General features: G+C 40.8%; 14 protein-coding genes and 1 pseudogene. 4 read left to right on the forward strand and 11 right to left on the reverse strand.

What is annotated here, in order from left to right; all coding sequences use genetic code 11:
• Positions 1-28: 28 nt before the first annotated feature.
• Positions 29-619, reverse strand: coding sequence for a molybdenum cofactor guanylyltransferase (locus ASE92_RS20030; RefSeq protein ID WP_082455140.1), 591 nt, complete (start codon positions 617-619; stop codon positions 29-31).
• Between the two features lie 366 nt (positions 620-985).
• On the opposite strand from ASE92_RS20030, the gene fdhD reads away from it, so the two are divergent.
• Genes fdhD through ASE92_RS20045 form a run of 3 tightly spaced genes read left to right on the forward strand, consistent with a single transcriptional unit; the run spans position 986 to position 4540 of the window.
• Positions 986-1852 carry a formate dehydrogenase accessory sulfurtransferase FdhD gene (gene fdhD / locus ASE92_RS20035; RefSeq protein WP_200926472.1) on the forward strand — a complete coding sequence of 289 codons (867 nt, stop codon included), beginning with the start codon at positions 986-988 and terminating at the stop codon, positions 1850-1852.
• A gap of 1 nt (position 1853) precedes the next feature.
• The gene (locus tag ASE92_RS20040; protein ID WP_056851910.1) at positions 1854-2201 is read left to right on the forward strand and encodes a hypothetical protein; all 348 of its coding nucleotides are present in this window, start codon (positions 1854-1856) and stop codon (positions 2199-2201) included.
• A gap of 8 nt (positions 2202-2209) precedes the next feature.
• A complete protein-coding gene (locus ASE92_RS20045) occupies positions 2210-4540 on the forward strand; it encodes an FdhF/YdeP family oxidoreductase (RefSeq protein WP_056851911.1) in 2331 nt (776 codons plus the stop codon).
• A gap of 26 nt (positions 4541-4566) precedes the next feature.
• Here ASE92_RS20045 and ASE92_RS20050 read toward each other — a convergent pair.
• The 3 genes and pseudogenes from ASE92_RS20050 to ASE92_RS20060 form a co-directional block, all read right to left on the reverse strand.
• Positions 4567-5685 (reverse strand): annotated as a pseudogene (locus ASE92_RS20050) (FAD-dependent monooxygenase); the annotation flags it as partial.
• A gap of 13 nt (positions 5686-5698) precedes the next feature.
• The gene (locus ASE92_RS20055; RefSeq protein WP_056851913.1) at positions 5699-6859 is read right to left on the reverse strand and encodes an MFS transporter; all 1161 of its coding nucleotides are present in this window, start codon (positions 6857-6859) and stop codon (positions 5699-5701) included.
• Between the two features lie 131 nt (positions 6860-6990).
• Positions 6991-7581: a Crp/Fnr family transcriptional regulator gene (locus tag ASE92_RS20060; RefSeq protein ID WP_056851914.1), complete on the reverse strand. Its 591-nt coding sequence runs from the start codon at positions 7579-7581 to the stop codon at positions 6991-6993.
• A 228-nt stretch (positions 7582-7809) separates the two neighbouring features.
• On the opposite strand from ASE92_RS20060, the gene ASE92_RS20065 reads away from it, so the two are divergent.
• A complete protein-coding gene (locus ASE92_RS20065; RefSeq protein WP_056851915.1) occupies positions 7810-8040 on the forward strand; it encodes a response regulator transcription factor in 231 nt (76 codons plus the stop codon).
• 139 nt (positions 8041-8179) lie between these two features.
• Here ASE92_RS20065 and ASE92_RS20070 read toward each other — a convergent pair whose 3' ends face one another.
• The 7 genes from ASE92_RS20070 to ASE92_RS20100 form a co-directional block, all read right to left on the reverse strand.
• Positions 8180-9892 carry a RagB/SusD family nutrient uptake outer membrane protein gene (locus ASE92_RS20070; RefSeq protein ID WP_056851923.1) on the reverse strand — a complete coding sequence of 571 codons (1713 nt, stop codon included), beginning with the start codon at positions 9890-9892 and terminating at the stop codon, positions 8180-8182.
• 10 nt (positions 9893-9902) lie between these two features.
• Positions 9903-13055, reverse strand: coding sequence for a TonB-dependent receptor (locus tag ASE92_RS20075; RefSeq protein ID WP_056851916.1), 3153 nt, complete (start codon positions 13053-13055; stop codon positions 9903-9905).
• 55 nt (positions 13056-13110) lie between these two features.
• Positions 13111-14214 carry a phosphotransferase enzyme family protein gene (locus ASE92_RS20080; protein WP_056851917.1) on the reverse strand — a complete coding sequence of 368 codons (1104 nt, stop codon included), beginning with the start codon at positions 14212-14214 and terminating at the stop codon, positions 13111-13113.
• 50 nt (positions 14215-14264) lie between these two features.
• On the reverse strand, positions 14265-15617 hold the full coding sequence (locus tag ASE92_RS20085) for a Gfo/Idh/MocA family protein (protein ID WP_056851918.1): 1353 nt from the start codon (positions 15615-15617) through the stop codon (positions 14265-14267).
• Positions 15618-15859: 242 nt separating this feature from the next.
• Positions 15860-17179 carry a hypothetical protein gene (locus ASE92_RS20090; RefSeq protein WP_056851919.1) on the reverse strand — a complete coding sequence of 440 codons (1320 nt, stop codon included), beginning with the start codon at positions 17177-17179 and terminating at the stop codon, positions 15860-15862.
• A 483-nt stretch (positions 17180-17662) separates the two neighbouring features.
• Positions 17663-17965: a GNAT family N-acetyltransferase gene (locus tag ASE92_RS20095; RefSeq protein ID WP_056851920.1), complete on the reverse strand. Its 303-nt coding sequence runs from the start codon at positions 17963-17965 to the stop codon at positions 17663-17665.
• 83 nt (positions 17966-18048) lie between these two features.
• On the reverse strand, positions 18049-18323 hold a 275-nt coding region (locus ASE92_RS20100), incomplete at its 5' end, for a mannonate dehydratase (RefSeq protein WP_200926474.1).

Genomic DNA, 18323 nt, shown 5'->3' on the forward strand with positions numbered 1-18323 from the left:
TTTTATAAAACAATGCAGTAGTATCCTCCTATTCCGGTAAATAAGAATTGAAATTCTCGAAGGCTTGGATATCCTCCTGTTCCATCTTCAAAACCTTAATGTTCAAGTGACGAAGCACTTCTTTCATACTATGTCTTTTTATCTCATTATTCACCACAAGATCATTTATCCTCCTAAACGCCGATGAACTATAAATCGCACATAGTGGTTCGAAACGATTATCATGATTAAAAACATAGGCCTCGAAGCCGCTGAACTGCTGATAGACTTCGATAAGCTTGTTTAGGGTTCTATTATTCATTTGGGGCATATCGCAAGCAAGTACAACAAGATCTTCATGGGGATTTATTAAATGGGCAGATAATAATCCTTTCAATGGGCCGCCAATATTCAATGGAAAATCATCAACTATCAAATCGTCTGCTTTGAAATAGTTGATATAAGTTTCCTTTTGCATTGGATTAATCGAAACCTTAACAGATAGGCCAAGATTGGAGAGTTTTTCAAAGGCATGTTGCGCCCAGGTTTCATCTCCCAGCAATATCAGCCCCTTATCTTTACCCATCCGGATGCTCTTACCGCCACAAACGACAAGCCCTGATACTTTACATGATTTCATAATAAGTTGTTTTAAAAAATAAATCCATCACATTCTAATCCACTTTATTGAAATGTTTATATGAAATCTTATTTGAGCAGGTACTAATTATCGGCATCATGTAAAGCTTGAAATTTGTAGCGCTCTGGCAAACAAAAATACCATCACTATGCGTGAAAGTATCTCATTTATTAAATTTTATCGGATAAAATTAGGTAAATTTAAAACAGTATTTATGTAGTGTGATCGCATCACGCAATGGCGAAATATCGTAATTAAAAAATGCTGTAAAAGCCTTAAAATATTAAATCAAAGAAATTGATTATCGGCACAACATTGAGGAATAAACTATAGATCGCATTTATTTATGAATAAAATATGGAGCTGATGAACACCGAAAGTATAGCTAATGGCCCTACTGTTACCATTCGACTCAAAAAATTCTTTAATGGACATTTTTTAGATACAGAAGATATTCTTGCTATTGAGGAACCGTTAGAAATTAGATTAAGCTATGGTCCTTCAGGAAACCGCAAAGTATCAAATGTTTCGGTAACCATGCGTACGCCAGGATCGGATGAAGAGTTGGCAACAGGTTTCCTATTTACCGAAGGCATTATTTCAAACCGAGACCAGATTTCAAAGGTAGAACACCTCTTTATTGCCTGCAGAGAGAATAAACAAAATACCATTCTCGTAAATCTACATGAAAATGCCATTCCGAAGTTACCAGAAATAGAGCGGTCTTTTTATACCACATCAAGTTGCGGAGTTTGCGGAAAGGGTTCTATCGAGGCCATAAGAACAGTTGGCCCTCCCAGAAAAGAAGATATTGAATTATTTCAAATAGATAGCGGAACATTGATCGCACTGCCAGAGAAACTTCGGGCAGCGCAAAACGTATTCAGAAAGACAGGAGGCCTGCATGCTTGCGCCTTTTTTGATAGCGCTGGTAAGCTATTGCTGGTACGGGAAGATGTTGGCAGGCACAATGCCCTGGATAAACTAATCGGTGCTGGGTTGGAAAAAAGAAAAGTCCCAATGGATGACGGCATACTTTTGCTAAGTGGACGTGCAAGTTTCGAACTGATCCAAAAGGCAGTAATGGCAGGAATTAAAATCGTAGTAGCTGTAGGTGCACCTTCCAGCCTGGCGGTTGAGCTATCCAAAGAATTCAATATTACACTTATAGGATTTATGCGGGAGGATCGTTTTAACATATACAGTTCACCGGAGAGAATAATTTTTGAATAAAATGAAGATAAGAATCAAGGAACAGTCAATTCGGTTTAGATTGACACAAAGCGATGTCAAAAATCTGCATGCAGCGGGAGCGCTTGAAGAGCATACAGATTTTCTCACAGCCAGATTTACGTATGCGATTGAACAGGCCGAGGTTGAAACCCTATCTGCAACGTTCGAAAATGGAAGGATTACACTTCAAATTCCACAAGAGATGATCAATAAACTCGAATCGACAGATCAGGTTGGCTTTTCAGGAAATATGGGAACATTAAAGTTATTGATTGAAAAGGATTTCACCTGTCTTGACAATACAATTGAAGATCAGAGCGATAATTATCCAAATCCGCTATTAGCTTAAGCATCGTTATGGAAAATAAAAAAATAGATAGCGTACCGTCGGCGGAAAACCCGTATAAGCTTCTTAATCTAACAGTTGTTCCGGCTAAAAAATGGGCTGCTGGTATTCCTGCGGTGTTGGCCGCTATGGCAGATCTGGTAGAAGAAGATATCCCCTTCCGCGGGATGCGGGCGTTACTGACCATGAACCAAAAAGGCGGCTTCGACTGTTCAAGCTGTGCCTGGCCAGATCCTGATGATGAACGTTCGGTAGTCGGGGAATATTGCGAAAATGGTGCAAAGGCGCTTGCAGAGGAGGCTACTTCGAAAAAAGTTACTGCAGATTTCTTCGCCGCCAATTCGGTATATGACCTTGCAAAACTCACCGATTTTGAGATCGGTAGAAAAGGGCGTCTTACCGAACCGATGTATCTTCCCCTAGGAGGAACACATTATGAGCCAATAAGCTGGGATGACGCATTTAAGAAGATCGCAACACACCTGAACGGGCTTAAATCTCCAGATGAGGCAGCATTCTATACCTCTGGCAGAACAAGTAATGAAACTTCTTTCCTCTATCAGCTTTTTGCAAAGGAATTCGGAACCAACAATATGCCCGATTGTTCGAATATGTGCCATGAAACCAGCGGAACTGCATTATCGGCAACCATAGGCATTGGAAAGGGAACGGTGAAACTGAGTGATCTTTACGACACAGATGTTATTGTAATCATTGGACATAATCCCGGAACGAATGCACCGCGGATGATGAGTGCGCTGGAAAAGGGAAAGGCAAATGGTGCAAAAATTATTGCCATTAACCCTCTGCCTGAGGCAGGACTTATGGGATTTAGAAATCCCCAGCAAATCAATGGAGTACTGGGAACTGGCGTACAGCTTGCAGATCTTTACCTTCCGGTAAAGATAAATGGTGACATGGCGCTGCTAAAAGCCATATCGCTTTTGCTTCACCAGGCTGAAAAAGCAGAACCTGGAAAAGTCTTCGACCTGGACTTTATTGAAACCAACACCGTGGGTTTTTCAGATTATATTTCGCAATTTGAGAATTATGATGTTAACCAGCTTGCTGAATCAGCTGGACTTTCTTTGGAACATATCGAAGCTGCAGTAGAAATACTTAAATACAAAAAAAGAATAATTTTCTGCTGGGGGATGGGGCTTACCCAGCAACCCAACGGAGTAGAAATGCTCAAAGAAATTGTTAATATTGTTCTATTAAAAGGCAGCATAGGCAAGCCAGGTGCTGGATTGTGTCCGGTAAGAGGACATAGCAATGTTCAGGGCAACAGAACTATGCTCATCAACGAAAAGCCTACTGTAGCGCAATTGGATAGGCTTAAAGATGTTTTTGGATTTGAACCACCAAGAAATCATGGTTTTGATGTTGTAAATGCGATCCATGCGATGCATGATGGAAGGCTTAAAGTATTCTTTGGTATGGGTGGAAACTTTATTTCCGCAACACCAGATACCTCTTACACAGCAGCGGGAATGAGAAAGCTTGATCTGAGTGTGCATGTCTCCATCAAGATGAACCGCAGCCATTTGGTACATGGAAAAGAAGCCCTCATCCTTCCTACCCTATCCAGAAGCGATAAGGATATGGTAAATGGGGAAGCCCAGTTTATTAGTACAGAAAACTCCATGGGCGTTATTCAGTCATCGAAAGGGATACTTAATCCAGTATCCGACAGGCTTATCAATGAAACCCAGATTGTGTGCAGAATGGCGAAGGCCACACTTGGTAAAAGATCAGTAGTAGCTTGGGACAAATACCATAACAGCTACGATGAGGTTAGGGATATTATCGAAAAGTGTATCCCTGGCTTTGAAAACTATAATCAGAGAGTAAGGGAAAAGGGTGGTTTTTATTTACCAAATGCTGCCAGAGACGGCAAATTCCTTACTGAAAAATATGTTGATAAAGCTCCTTTTACAATCAGCCCGGTCCCAAACAATCAGCTTGAGGATGGAGAATACCTGATGGCAACGACCCGAACTCACGACCAGTTTAACACTGTAATTTATGGCTTGGAAGATCGTTACCGTGGGATAAAGAACGAACGCAGGGTCATTTTTATGAATGAAGAAGATATTCAAAAGGCAGGCTTTAAAAATGGAGACCAGGTAGATCTCTACAATTACGACGACGGCATAGAGCGAATTGCCCCGTTATTTGTAATCGTTTCCTACAGTATTCCCAGGGGTAACACGGTAACCTATTTTCCGGAAACCAATGTACTAGTATCTGTTAACAATGTAGTTGGAGAAAGCAATATGCCAGCGTCAAAGTTCGTTCGGATAAAGATCAAAAAGCATATTCCAATCATCAGCGAATAGTTACCCTATTGCCCTGCAATTGTAGGTTATTTTCCTAGCTGGCTTCGGAGGGCAAGTTGTCTACCGTGGATCGCCAATGCCCGGGCATGGCCTATTTGTTGATCATTCCATATTTTTAGAGATGACTGAAGATTGTCTGTATCTTGTATAGCCATAGCTAAAGTAATGGCATCGCGATATGCCTTAGCCGAACCTGAAGCCGTGTGAGGACGCACCAGATAAGCTGCATCGCCAAGTATTGCCACATTCCCTTGGAACATTTTTGGAACCTCCATATCCATTATCGCCTGTACAAATGGATTTTTTGTCTGGCTTACTCTTTTTCTGAGAATTTCCGGAAGCTCTTTCGCTGCCCTTGCTCTTAGCTCGCTTAAATTTTCTTCACTCAGGTAACCAGCCGGAATGGAAAATTCATGCTGCCTCCCATCTTTATCGGTCAGAATTTCCTGGAGCGCTGCCAATGATTTATTTTGAAACCACACCCAATTTAACAGTCGTTTTCCCACTTCAAGTTCACCTTCAGGACCAGGAATAGTATAGCAGAGCAGATGGGAATTTGCATAGGGATAGATAGAAAACTTATCTGAAAAGAAGGCGATCTCCTCATCGCTCAGCTCGCTTTCCGGAATAAGCCCTCTGTAGGCGATGTAACCCGCGTAACGCGGATGAATTCCGGGAAAAAGATACTCCCGAACTACAGAGCTCACTCCGTCTGCTCCGATTAGGAGGTCGGCCTGGATCGTCTCCCCGTTTTTAAACATTGCCCAAACCTGTTTATGTTCATCGCGAATACCTGCAAGCTCGTAGCCCTGATGATATCTTGAGCTTGGAAATGCACTCCTCAACTGCTTCCATAAATAGTTCCAAGAGGTAAATACCGTATCATTTGGATAAATTAAGGAAGGGTTCCCGTTATCATCCAAAACCTGGCGCTGAGCGGCAAGAACTCCAAAAACTTCCCTTGTTGACACGCCGGCTTCTATCAGATATTCCATCATATCTGGCTGGATAACCAGCCCTGCTCCCCTATCTTTCAGTCCTTTAGCTGAGCGTTCGTAAATCTCTACGTCGAAACCTCTTTCCAGAAGTGCAATTCCTGCACATAGCCCACCTATCGAGCCTCCTATAATGATTATTTTCATTTTCTTATTTTGCTTATTATTTAGACAAACGTTTTGTTAGCATTACGTTTAAAATCGCTGTTAAGGCCAAGGCCCCCATAAACGATGTTGATAAGGGCCATCCTCCTGCTTGATATAATTGGATCGCGATGTAAGATCCCAAAGCGCCGCCGATGAAATAGCTGGTCATGTAAACAGTATTTATCCTACTGTTAGCCTTTTGATCGAGCGTGTAAATGATAGCTATATTCGTTACCTGGGTGGCCTGTACACCAATATCGAGCAGCATTACCGTAACCCATATTGCAGCGATCGATCCTGGAAAGAATTTAAGTAGTAATATACTAATTAGCGTTACAACCGTTGAAAAAAGCAATGATCGCGAATGAGAACCTTTGTCTGCCAGTTTGCCAAATACAGGAGCGATTAAAGCACCTGCCGCAGCCAGCAACCCAAATAAACCAATACTGGAGGCTGAATAATTAAATGGTGCCCCACTAAGATAGAAGGTTAAACTTACCCAAAAAGCACTGAGCGTACCGAATGCTAACATTCCTGTTAGTGCCGTTCTCCTTAGTAGAGGAAACCTTCCCAATTGGGCAAAAGTCGATTTTAACAGGCCAGCGTAAGTACCGCTAAAGCGTTCTTGTGTTGAGGGAAAGTCTCGTTGCATTAATATTGCCGTGATCAGCACCATCAGTGCAGAAATAATGTAAACATATTGCCATCCAAGAATGCCGGTGATAAACCCGCTGTAAACCCTTGCTACCAGAATGCCGACCAGAATACCAGTAAAAATCTGTCCTACAATTTTTCCTCTGTTCTCCTTTACCAAACTGGCAGCCATGGGCAAAATCACCTGGGCTACTACAGAAAACACCCCGATAAGAAGACTCCCTACATATAGAAAGGCTAAGCCAGGCGAAAAAGCCACTAACAAAAGAGAAATAATTAATCCAATTTGAAGGTACAATATTAGCCGCTTACGTTCAATCATATCCCCTATTGGCGTTAGCAGAAACAAACCCAATCCGTACCCGATTTGCGAGAGAACAGAAATGTTGCCGGCTTTTTCAATGCTGATGTGGAACTGGGTTGCCATAGCCTGTAATATCGGCTGGCTGTAATACACGTTGGCAACCGCAATACCTGCCGTAGCTGCCATAATTAATACCTGGGTTTTAGTTAGATTTGCCATTTTATGATGCGCTTTTTCTTGTGTAAATGTCTTTCAGTGACAATACAAATTTGGCAAGTCTTAACTTCTCTAACGATGAACTGGTTTAGGAAATCATCATGAACTGGTTCAACATGAAATGTTGAAGTAGATTAACTTTTTGGCGAAACCCGTTTATTGCGAAGCTTTGAAAGGTATTCTGTGGTGATGCCAAGGAACGATGCCAGTGCATATTGGGGTACCCTATTTACGATTTCCGGATATCTTTCCTGAACGAATTCAAAACGCTGTTCAGCTGTTTTTGTCAGATTGAGAATGACCCGGCGGGCCATGTGCGCAGCAGTGTGCTCGGCAAGTACCCTGAAGAAAGACTCATAAAGATGCTTACGTTTTTTTAGTTCCTGCTCAGTTTCATAGTTAATCTGCAGCACTATGCTGTCTTCCAAAGCCATAACAAACATCGAGGCCGGCTGCTGAAAGATGTAGCTATTATAATCGGTGATCCACCAATCTTCAATTGCAAATTGGATGGTATGTTCCTGCCCCTCATCACCAATTACGTAAGCCCTGAAACTGCCTTGCACAACATAGAATCTATTCTTCGCTGTAAATTCAGGCTGAACGATAAACTGCCTCTTTTTCACTCTTGTCATCTTGAAATTCTGACAAAAATCATTCGCTTCGCTGTCGGTAAATGAGTGCCTTTTTTGGATATGTGCCTTAAGTTTCGCGAAGTCTGTCATGGGATAAGTTGTAAATTTCTAATGTTTGCCTGATGGACAAACTAAGATAGCAATTGTTTAAGTTTTGGAGCAAATCCATCTTTTAAAGCACACGATGGGAGATGCAGTAACTATCTTTCAAGTCCTGGAAAGTCCGCTGAAAGCTCTTGTCATATACAAAATCCAAGAATAGCCCTTTTGTACCATTCCAATTGATAAAGTTCTTAACTAATTTTATTGATAATCTCTATGGAAAAGAATCACGTTTATGCACCAAGTTTTATGGGCCTGACACAGGTAGATCATAAAACACTAGAACTTATCGCTCTCGGTTATTCCTACAAAGAAATTGCAGATAAGCTCTCCCTGTCGGAAAAAGCAGTTGAAAAAATTAAACTGGAAATGCTGTCGAAAACCAAATCCCGAAACAGTGCTTCGCTAATTTCGTTTGCCTATAAATACGGCCTGCTGAAAGTGTAATTAATAATTGCAGAAATTTTTTCATCAATATGTATTTAAACCTCAAAAGCCCGATAAAATATCAGGCTTTTGAGGTTTAGTAAATAAATTCAGCTCAACATGCTTCGGCTATCACCGAAGCATGTTTTTATCATCCGCATTATTGCGTAGGATTTTGTGTCAACTTACCAGGATAAGCGTTGATTGCACTTTGAGGGATATAATAAACAACTCTAAAATCGCTTGCCTGTACATCAACCGTCTGATTTTGAGGTCCTGGATATCTGCGTACCAAGGGTTTACCATTGCGAAATACATCAAAGCTTCTTTCGGCCTGATAAGCTAATTCCAGTTGTCTTTCTTTATCGATCAAATCGCCGGCGTTGGCCGATGTTAATGCACTATAGCCCCCGTTAACAATAGAACGCGTTCTGATCAGATTTAAATCCACAAGGGCATCACTATAACGCTGCAATTTAGCGTAAGCTTCTGCCCGGTTCAAATATATTTCTCCAAGCCGGCTAATCACTGGCGAGTGGAGGTGTGAATTTTCTCCCTCTCGAGAATCCTTTACGATATAAAATTGTGGATATACCCGGTTTAAACTAATAAATAAATCGATCACTCCGGTATAAGTTTTGCCGTTTTTGTAATTGATACTGTAAATTTCCTGGGCAGCATCTACCGGTGTTAAGGTATATACATCCGTCCCTTCGGTGCAGGTAATGGTGCTTCCGTTTCGGATGATGTTTGCCTGAACATAATTTAAGGTATTTGCCGCATCATCTTTAATAAACCTAAAAACTTCTGTATAAGCGCCTGAAGCATTGGTAGCATACGTGGGCTCAATAAAAGCTGCTCTGGCATCTACAATTTTATATTTTGTTGGCCGCCAGTCGTTTCTACCGGTTTCATTTAACAAATCGATATATTTTGCACTGGCGTACATCTCGCCCCAACCCTGACCACCGATATTGGCATACATCCCGCCAATGCCATAAAAATGATCTGATCCGGAAAATTCAGAAGCTACCCTTTTAATTGCGAAGATGGTTTCTCTATTGTTTTCTGGCAAAAAGGTATTGTATTTCATAAAATCTGCTCTAGGCAAAAGGCTATATCGGCTGGTAGCGTTAATCACTTTTGTGGCATAATCTACCGACAATTGTGCATAAGTTTGATTGGGACTTTGATAGGTTCCACTCATATACAAATAAACCCTGGAAAGCAAAGCCTGAGCAGCCTCTTTGGAAGCGAAAATAGATCCTTTATTGATATTGATCAGCTCTTCTGCCTTTTTCAGATCTGCAATAACCTGCTCGTAAGTAGCTTTAACGGTCGATCTGTCGGGCAAAGTTAAATTAATCACATCCGGAGGAGTTCCATTTACAATTGGCACGCCGAGGTTAGTTTCCGGATTTTGATAATATGGTCGGCCATAAGCCCGCACAAGGTAAAAATATACCATGCCACGAATAAAATAACATTCGCCTAGCTTACTATCTAACGTAGTGCTTTTGCCTTGAGGGATGATATTGATAATATTTGAAGCTTGGGCGATAGCTTTGTATCCACTATCCCAAAAAGTAGATAATCTTGCGTTATTGGGCGTTCTGGCAAAGGAGATAAATTCATAAAAAGGATCTGTAGAAGAACCGCGGATCATGATGTTGTCTCCAGCATATTCACCTAACCGATGCATCGGATCAGACCAGGCCTTTAACTGGGCATAGGTTCCGTTAAGTAATGCGTCTATTGACTCTTCCGGATTATTATTTATCTTTTCTGACTGCAAGGAACCAAAAGGTTCTCTATCGATTTTGCAGGATGAGATGGCAATCACCGCCAACAATATGATTATGATCTTTTTCATTTTGTAATGATTAGAATGAAACATTAATACCAAACATGAATTTCCTGGTCATTGGGTACACCGAAGGCCCCGCGGTAAACAAAACGCTTCCGTCAGACTCGCTAACAGGTATCTCGGGATCTACACCCGAATATTTAGTGATGACAAATAGGTTCTCTCCGGAAATAAAAGCCCTCAGATTTTTGATTTTATACTTTTTTAAATCAAAATTATAACCCAAAGCCAACGAGCGCATTCTGAAAAAATCATTGCTTTCGATATACCTTGACGAGACTAAATTTCCTTTATCCTGGTTATTGTAACGCGCAACCGGATGTGTGGCGATGTCTCCTGGTTTTTGCCATCGCGACCAACCTTCCATCAATACCATTTGGTTTCTATCGGTATAGGTACCATCGGCATCATATTCCTGACGCGAATAGTTATAAACCTTACCGCCCAATGAGTAACCAAACACTGCGTTTAAATCAAAATTTTTATGCTTCAAATAAGTAGTAATCCCTCCGAATAAATCGGGAGAAGCCTTATCCAATTTTTCATCGGTAGCTTTTGAATAATCTGAGGTAGTTGTTCTGGAAAGCTCGTTTCCTTGAGCATCTCTTGTTACAGTATACCAGGTTGGCTTACCATCAGCCGGATTTACGCCCGCCCATTCTTTCATATAATAAGTATCAACTGGCAGGCCAATCTGAATTATCCTGTTTGCTGAGCCTGCAATACCAGCACCATCGCCCACTATTAGGGGTTTTGCAGTATAGCTTCCGTCTGGATTGCGGGTTTTATAAATATCAGTCAATTTGTTTTTATTATGGCCAAGATTTACATCCAAGCTCCAGGTAAAATCTTTAGTTCTAAAAATATCTCCTCCCAGGGCAACCTCAATACCTTTATTGCTCATTTTACCAATATTCTGTGTGATACTGGTAATTCCGGTCAAGCCAGAGATGGGCACGTTATATAAGATATTATCTGTTTTCTTGATGTAATAATCTACAGTCAATCTAGCTCTATTGTTAAAAGCATTCACATCCAATCCCAAGCCACTGGTGTACGTTTCTTCCCAGGTTAAATTTTGATTACCTATTTGACTAATTAACAATCCAGGAATACCATTATAACCAGCTGCTGGATTTACGGCATACAAATCAAATTGCGGATACAAACTGGCCGGACGATTACCCACCGAGCCATAGGCAGCACGAATTTTCAGCATGTCGATGTACTTCGCTTTGAACCATTCCTCTCTGCTGATGTTCCATCCACCACTTACAGAGAAGAAATTGCCGTATTTCTTTCCAAAATTTGAAGCACCATCTCTACGAAGCGATACCTGTGCTAAATACCTGCCATCATAATCATAATTGGAATTGAACAACATAGATTGTACCGCCCACTGATTAATCCCTCCTCTGGTTCGCTCTGGCTTTGCGGTTACATCCAGCACTTCAAATCCAGGAACAATACCTGTACCATAAGCATCCAAAGTTTTACTACTGAAATCGTTAAACTCATAGCCTGCCAATGCATTTAGGTTATGCTTTCCCCAGTTATTGGTATAGCGCAAAATCTGGTTGGTATACCTTCTTGTGTATTCCGAACGGTAATCGGTTACCCTTCCGTTTACACTTAAACCGCCATTAGATCGGGGATCGGTATAACCTGCGGCAGCATAACTATTGTAGCGGTAATTATTAACTGATGCAAAAGTAAGGTTCTTGGTAATTTTAATATCGAAATCTAAATTCCCCATAAATTCATAGTTTACATTCGAGCCTTTATTCCATTGCAAATCGTATAAATAGTTTGTGCTGGCAGTGTTTACCCATAGCGGTGAGCGGTGAGGCACTAAATTTCCGTTAGCATCGAAGGCGCTATCCCAAGGTAAATTCGAGTAAATAGAGGTTACCGAATATTGCCGATCAGAAACACTACGTCTTGATCCTACCAGAGATGGCTTTACCGTTAACCATGAAAAAGGCATATAAGTGGTATTTAATCTGAAATTATAACGTTCGTAGTCGTAACCTCTGATTGCGCCAGATTCATCGTAATAACCCACAGACAAAAACGATTGCAGCTTTTCTGTTCCTCCCTGAAGCGAAACATTATGATTTTGGTTGAAGCCTTTCTTTGTAGCTAAATCCCACCAGTCAAAATTACTGTCACGCAAATCGGGTTTCCATCGTGGAAAGCTGATGGTATTCGCATTTGCGAAAGAGGCAAAATAATCATACAGTTCTGCTCCATCCATCATTTTCAGGTTCCCGTTGGTTAACTGGTTTACCCCTGTTCGAGAACTCACATCAACTGTCATCTGACCAGATTTAGCTCTTTTTGTAGTGACTACAATAACGCCGTTGGCTCCTTGAGAACCGTATATGGCTGTCGAAGCAGCATCTTTTAGAACTGTGATCGATTCGATATCTTCCGGGTTAAGCTCCCCAGGGCTTGAGCCAACAATAACTCCATCGAGTACCCACAATGGATTGGTTGTCCCATTTAAGGTGGCCTGACCGCGAATAATTACCGCAGCTGTTGCTCCCGGCTTACCAGAACCTGGTGCAACAAATAAACCAGGCGCTTTTCCGGCTAATAGGTTTTGTACATTCGGAGAAGTCACATTTTTTAGTTTGTCGGCACTGATGGTACTTAATGCGCCCGTTAAACTTTGGCGTTTTTGTACGCTATACCCTACCACTACAAGCTCGCTAAGTGTTTCCGCAGATTCCGAAAGCGTAACTATACCAACAGAGGTTCCGCTGATGGTCACTTCTTTACTGGCAAAACCAATTGAGCTGATTACCAGCGTTTCCCCAGCTTTTGCTTCGATACTGAAAACCCCCAAATTATTTGATGAAGTTACACGGTTTGTTCCTTTAACTGTGATGCTGGCACCTGGAATGACGCCTCCTTTCGCATCTTTTACCGTTCCGGTAATGGCTTCAAATGCTGAAGTTTCAATGGAATTGGTTGAGGTATGTTCTAAATCATTTGTTGCCTTGTTCAGTGCAAAATGATGCGATATGCTCGCTGGTTTTAATTTCGCAGTTAGTGGCGTTTCTGCATGAGCGGTAATGGATGTACCCCATTCAAATAGGGTCAATATCACCACTATGGCAAAAAATCGCATTTTGCCTGGTTTCTGGTTAGTTGTTAGTTTCATTTAGTTAGGGTTTTGTTGGAAAGGTTTAGTCAATTTTTCGGATTACATTTCATTTTTACGTTTGATCTTCATCATCATTATTTTCGCTAATTTTTATCTGCCTGAGGTTTTTATCCTGGATAATTTCCTCGAACCGAGGAATGCTATCGATATATTGATTCAATAAATGGATCTGGTTTTGTGCCCTGTTCAGGTTATGATTTGGATAAGCGGCACCATAATAAATATCTCCATTTAAGAAGTCGGTTAAGAAGCGTAGTGCCTGCATAAAAATCATAAATTGACCCGAATAGATGAATAATTGCTGCTCTGAAGGCTTTAATACAGGGCCCATTTCGCTCATGTATCCACTATAAATCGCTTCGAAAATGTCAATGCGAACAGCGATCAGGTTAAAATCGGTTTCCTCTTCAGTTACCGGTGAGAGATAAGTCCGCATCATATCTCCTACATCGCTTATGAAATAGCCTGGCATAAGCGTATCTAAATCAATGATGCACATTCCAAGTCCGGTGTCTTCGTGTAGCAATACATTGCTTATTTTCGTATCATGATGGAATGTTCTGATTTTGAGAATATCAGCTTTTAGGATATCATTATACCGATCAGCAATATCCATGTGCCTATTAAGTTCTGCGATTGCACCTGCTGCCAATGATAATCTTGTATCATCGGCAAGTTCTACAGCTTTTTGATACTGACTCACCCGCAGATTTAAATTATGGAAGTCTGGAAGAGAGACACTTAAACTTGAGGCATCAAAATCGTTCAGCAGGCAGGTAAATTTCCCAAACTGCTTCGCTGCTTCATAGGCTTGTTTAGCATGCTCTACCTTCTCAATAGTGATTGATTTCTGAATGAAAGGGAAACATCTGAAAGCAAATCCATCAATATGCAGCACAGATTGGCCGGCAGTAGTTTTAACTGGCCCCACGAATAAATATTCTGGTGCCTTTTTTTCGAGATAATGCTGCAAACGAACAATGTTATCGATGATTTTTTCGGGTGCAGCAAAAATATCAGTATTGATTTGCTGAAGAATAAAATCTCCAGCAACGGTACTAACCTTCCAGGTGTTATTAATTAAACCTCCGCCAAAAAGACGGTACTTTGTTTCAGATCCGTCCAGACCAAACGCCTTGAGAACTTCTAGTATCATATTATGTATTACTGATTTTTTATTATTGACTGAAAGACCGGCATAAGCGACTAAAAACCACTATCATCTAATGCGAAAACATTTTTCCGATCTTTCCATTTTCCTTTTGTGAAATCAGGAAATTTTTGAGGCATATTACCTTCTTTTAAAGATTTGGTAGAAAGCGGGGTAATTACGCTCATGGTTACGGAGTCGTAAACATCAATTGGCGTTTGCCTTTTTTGTTTTACCGCCTGAATAAATCCATTGAACACAAACCAATCCATTCCTCCGTGGCCAGCTCCAACGGCTTCTTTCTCATATTTTTTCCAAAGTGGATGATCATATTTTTCAAACCATTCTTTTACTGGTTCCCATTTGTGATCGCCTTTTGAGTTTTTTTCTATGTAAATCGACTTGTTCACATCCATCCAAATTCCATCTGTACCTTGTACCCTAAAACCGATAGAATATGGGCGAGGTAAGTGGACATCATGGCTAAGCATTACGGTTTCGCCATTGGCGCAGTTGATGAGCGTGGTGGTAACATCTCCATTTTTGTAATTGATTTTAGCGTTTGGATGCCCTGGAGACATATCTTCAACATACGCAGGTAAACCTCTGGCTTTTGAACTGAATGACACGAGATTGGTGAAGCGATTGCCACGGTTGATATCTGCATACTGGATTATTGGACCAGCACCATGGGTTGGATATAGATCTCCGTCCTGATCAATATTAAATTGGGTACGCCATTGCGCTTCACTTCTGGCATTGGGCCCGAACTCCACTCCACCGCCATAATAGTCTTTTCCATTATTGAAAAGCACATTTCTAAGGTTATGTTGATAGCCCCCTTCCAGGTGAATAAGTTCTCCAAAAATTCCCTGCCTAACCATGTTCAAAGCAGCCATTACATCCCGCCTGTAACACACGTTTTCCAGCGTCATGTATGGCATCCCCGTTTTTTCAGATGTATTTACAATGTCCCAATGGTCTTGTACCGTTAGGCCTGCAATCACCTCGCAACCCACATATTTACCAGTTTTCATTGCATCAACCGCCTGGTCTTTATGGAATTGCCAAGGGGTAGCAATAATTACGGCGTCGATATCTTTTATCTCCAGAAGTTTTTTATAAGCATCAACACCGCCTGTAAATTCTTTGGCTGCAGGCCTGCCGGCTTTAGCAATTGCAGATCTACATATTTTCAGTGAGCTTTCCTGAGTATCGCAGATCGCTACAATCTCTACATCGTCGCGTAAAAGTCCTTCAGAAATGTGACTCATTCCCCTGGCCCCGACACCAATGTAACCAAGCTTTACCTTATTGTTATCTGATTTTGCAAAAAGTGTTCCGCCTGGTAAAATCGTAAGCCCAGCGGCAGTTAAAGTGCTGTTTTTAATAAAATCTCTACGCTCCATTATTTCTTGTTTTATTGTTATTTTAAATACTTGCTCTGTGAAGTATTTATAAAACTAGAAGCTATTGAAGCGAAAATCTAGAAAGTGAACATACAAAGCTTAAGACAAAAGAATGTACAGTTAACTAATTTATAAACAGTTATTTACGACAGCATATTTAACAGAATGTACAGCGACTACTCGGCTGAAAATGAAAAAAAAGGATCAAGCGAAAACGAATTTGGGCTACAGCAGGAGACGAATCAATAAGAAACACGGGTTTTGAGATCGAACAATTGTGGAGACTTTGCGATTCCCACCCCATTGAAGAGAATTTTAATGCCCAGTATTTTACCAATTGACTGACTATAAGCACTATTTAGCATCAGCTTATTGTTGATAAATAACGAGACTTTCTTATTTTTTACCAAAAGCCTTACATCTCCACCTTTGGCAAAATCGTAAGTCATTTTATTGAGGTTTTTAGAACTTCCCATGGCTTTAACTTCAGAAAAGTGATACTCAGAAAAAGCCGCACAACTAGGTTTTACCATTAAAACCCGGTGCCGGCCTTTACTTCCAAGAATGAGAATGCTCGTCTGCATACAGGCTACGCCTGGTCTGCTTTCTTCAGTTCGCAAATAGCTAGAAAATGAAAAATTATCGCCATCAACATCACTGGTATGAATATTACTAAAACCTATTAAAAATGGTTTAGAAAGGTTGAGACCTGCAGAATCTAATTGACTAGTGGAAACATAGAGACTATCTTTTGGCAACGGCCTGAGCTTGGCAATTGGAAAAGCACTCAACGAGTCGTTTCCCGAATTTGCCACCCAACCCTTAGTTTGCATAGAAACGGTGAGGGTATCAATCGCTTTATTATGGTGCAAAAGGCGCACATGAACCACTCCTGGATTTTTGAAAAACTGTACCACTTCCTGGTTTACTTTTATCGGCGTGATGGGTCCCTCATCCATAAAATCTATGGCAAACTGGTTATCCTCGCTTAATGTTCCCTTATGCGATAACTTAAACACAGCTGTATGCGGCACTTCCCCATTCGGATTTTCACAAAACAGCTTCACCTCGCCAGGTTCAATTTCTTCACTTTTGGTATAATATAGAAGTGCAATAGTTAAACAAACCATTAGCAGGATAGCCAGGCTAAGATAAAACCGAAATCTTTGTGTAGTAAATTTATTTTGGGATGTGGCTTCAACAGCCTTGGTATCTACGTTGAGCGTTGCCTTAGCTGCTGGCGTTTCCAACGGGGAGAAACGATTAATCAGCTCAAACTCCTGCCAATCTCTGTAGCCAATAAATTGAGCAAGGGCATCACGGGTGGCTTTTTGAGGATAGTAACGTGTTGGTGTTTTTAACCTTCCGAAGATTCTTTTGAGTGTATTTTCGCTTAAGTAAACTTTGGTTTGCCGGCCTAACTGACTGTTTAAATTATTGTAATCTGCTGATCGCCAATCTGCGATTGGTTTTGAACCCATTTTCTCTTCGATCTTCTTACAGCATAAATCTAAGACTTCGAAGAAACGCTTGTCGTCAACCTGTTTAAGGATAGGTGTCATTTTTTAAGTTTTATTTGAAGCTGTTTCAAATACCTTAATAGGGTCTCAATATTTGAAAACAGCATCCAATGACTTACCTGCTAAATGACGCCAGTAAACCTGTTTACAAAAAGCCAAAGCTAGGGATCAAGGCAAATTTCAAATAAATACGCTTCACTCAAACAACAATGCTGATTGAGAAATAGCGGATGATTTAGGTTTTTGAAATAACTTGTTGTAAGATGGTAAAAAGATCTGAAGAAAATCAACGCAAACGTTTGTCTGTTTTTCAAAAACACCTTTAACGGTATTGAATTAATTGATGCGGGTTCGCATTAGAATATGTGTCGAGACATTTTGATAAACCTGGGGCGACCACCGTAAATTATGAAAAATAAGATATCCTTATGATGAGGATATCCCAATGGTGCCGCCCATGCCGTGAATTTATTCCTGGCTTTTTGCCCAATTAGGGCTTCTTCGGTTTTTATTATTCGATTAATTTTACTCTTCTTTAATTTTATTCCAAATATCCTTGTACAAATCTTCGTGGCGTTTAAACTGAGCATGCACATAAGGGCACATTGGGATAATCATCAATCCGTTTTCCCTAACATAGGCTACCATTGAATCGAGCAAAATTTTGGCATAACCCATTCCTTCTTTTTCTGGCTCAACCTCTGTGTGGTAAACAGTCAGGTCTTTTCCTGTGATATCGAAGATCATCTCCCCAACCTTCCCATCCTCATCATAGATATCAAATGAACTTGGTTCGCCTTGCTGGATATTTAATTTTACTTCAGCCATTTTTTAAATTAATTTTAAAGGTAATTTATGTAAATCTTCGTTTAAATACTCCTATTAATGCGTTCCAAATTCATTAACTGCTACTAATAATTTCCAGTTACTCCTACTTCCAAACCTCTCAGTTCTGCAAGTCCGCGTAAACGCCCAATGGCCGAATAACCGGGGTTGGTCTGCTTTGCAAGATCATCCAGCATCTGGTGTCCGTGATCCGGGCGGAAAGGAATCGATTGTTCCCTTTTGGCGTTTTCTTCCGTTAATACCTTCATTATCTCGAACATGTTTACATCGCCGCCCAAATGGTCGGCCTCGTAAAAACTGCCGTCATCATCTTTTTTAACATTACGCAGGTGCGCAAAAT

The sequence above is a fragment of the Pedobacter sp. Leaf41 genome, assembly GCF_001422545.1.
GTDB lineage: Bacteria > Bacteroidota > Bacteroidia > Sphingobacteriales > Sphingobacteriaceae > Pedobacter.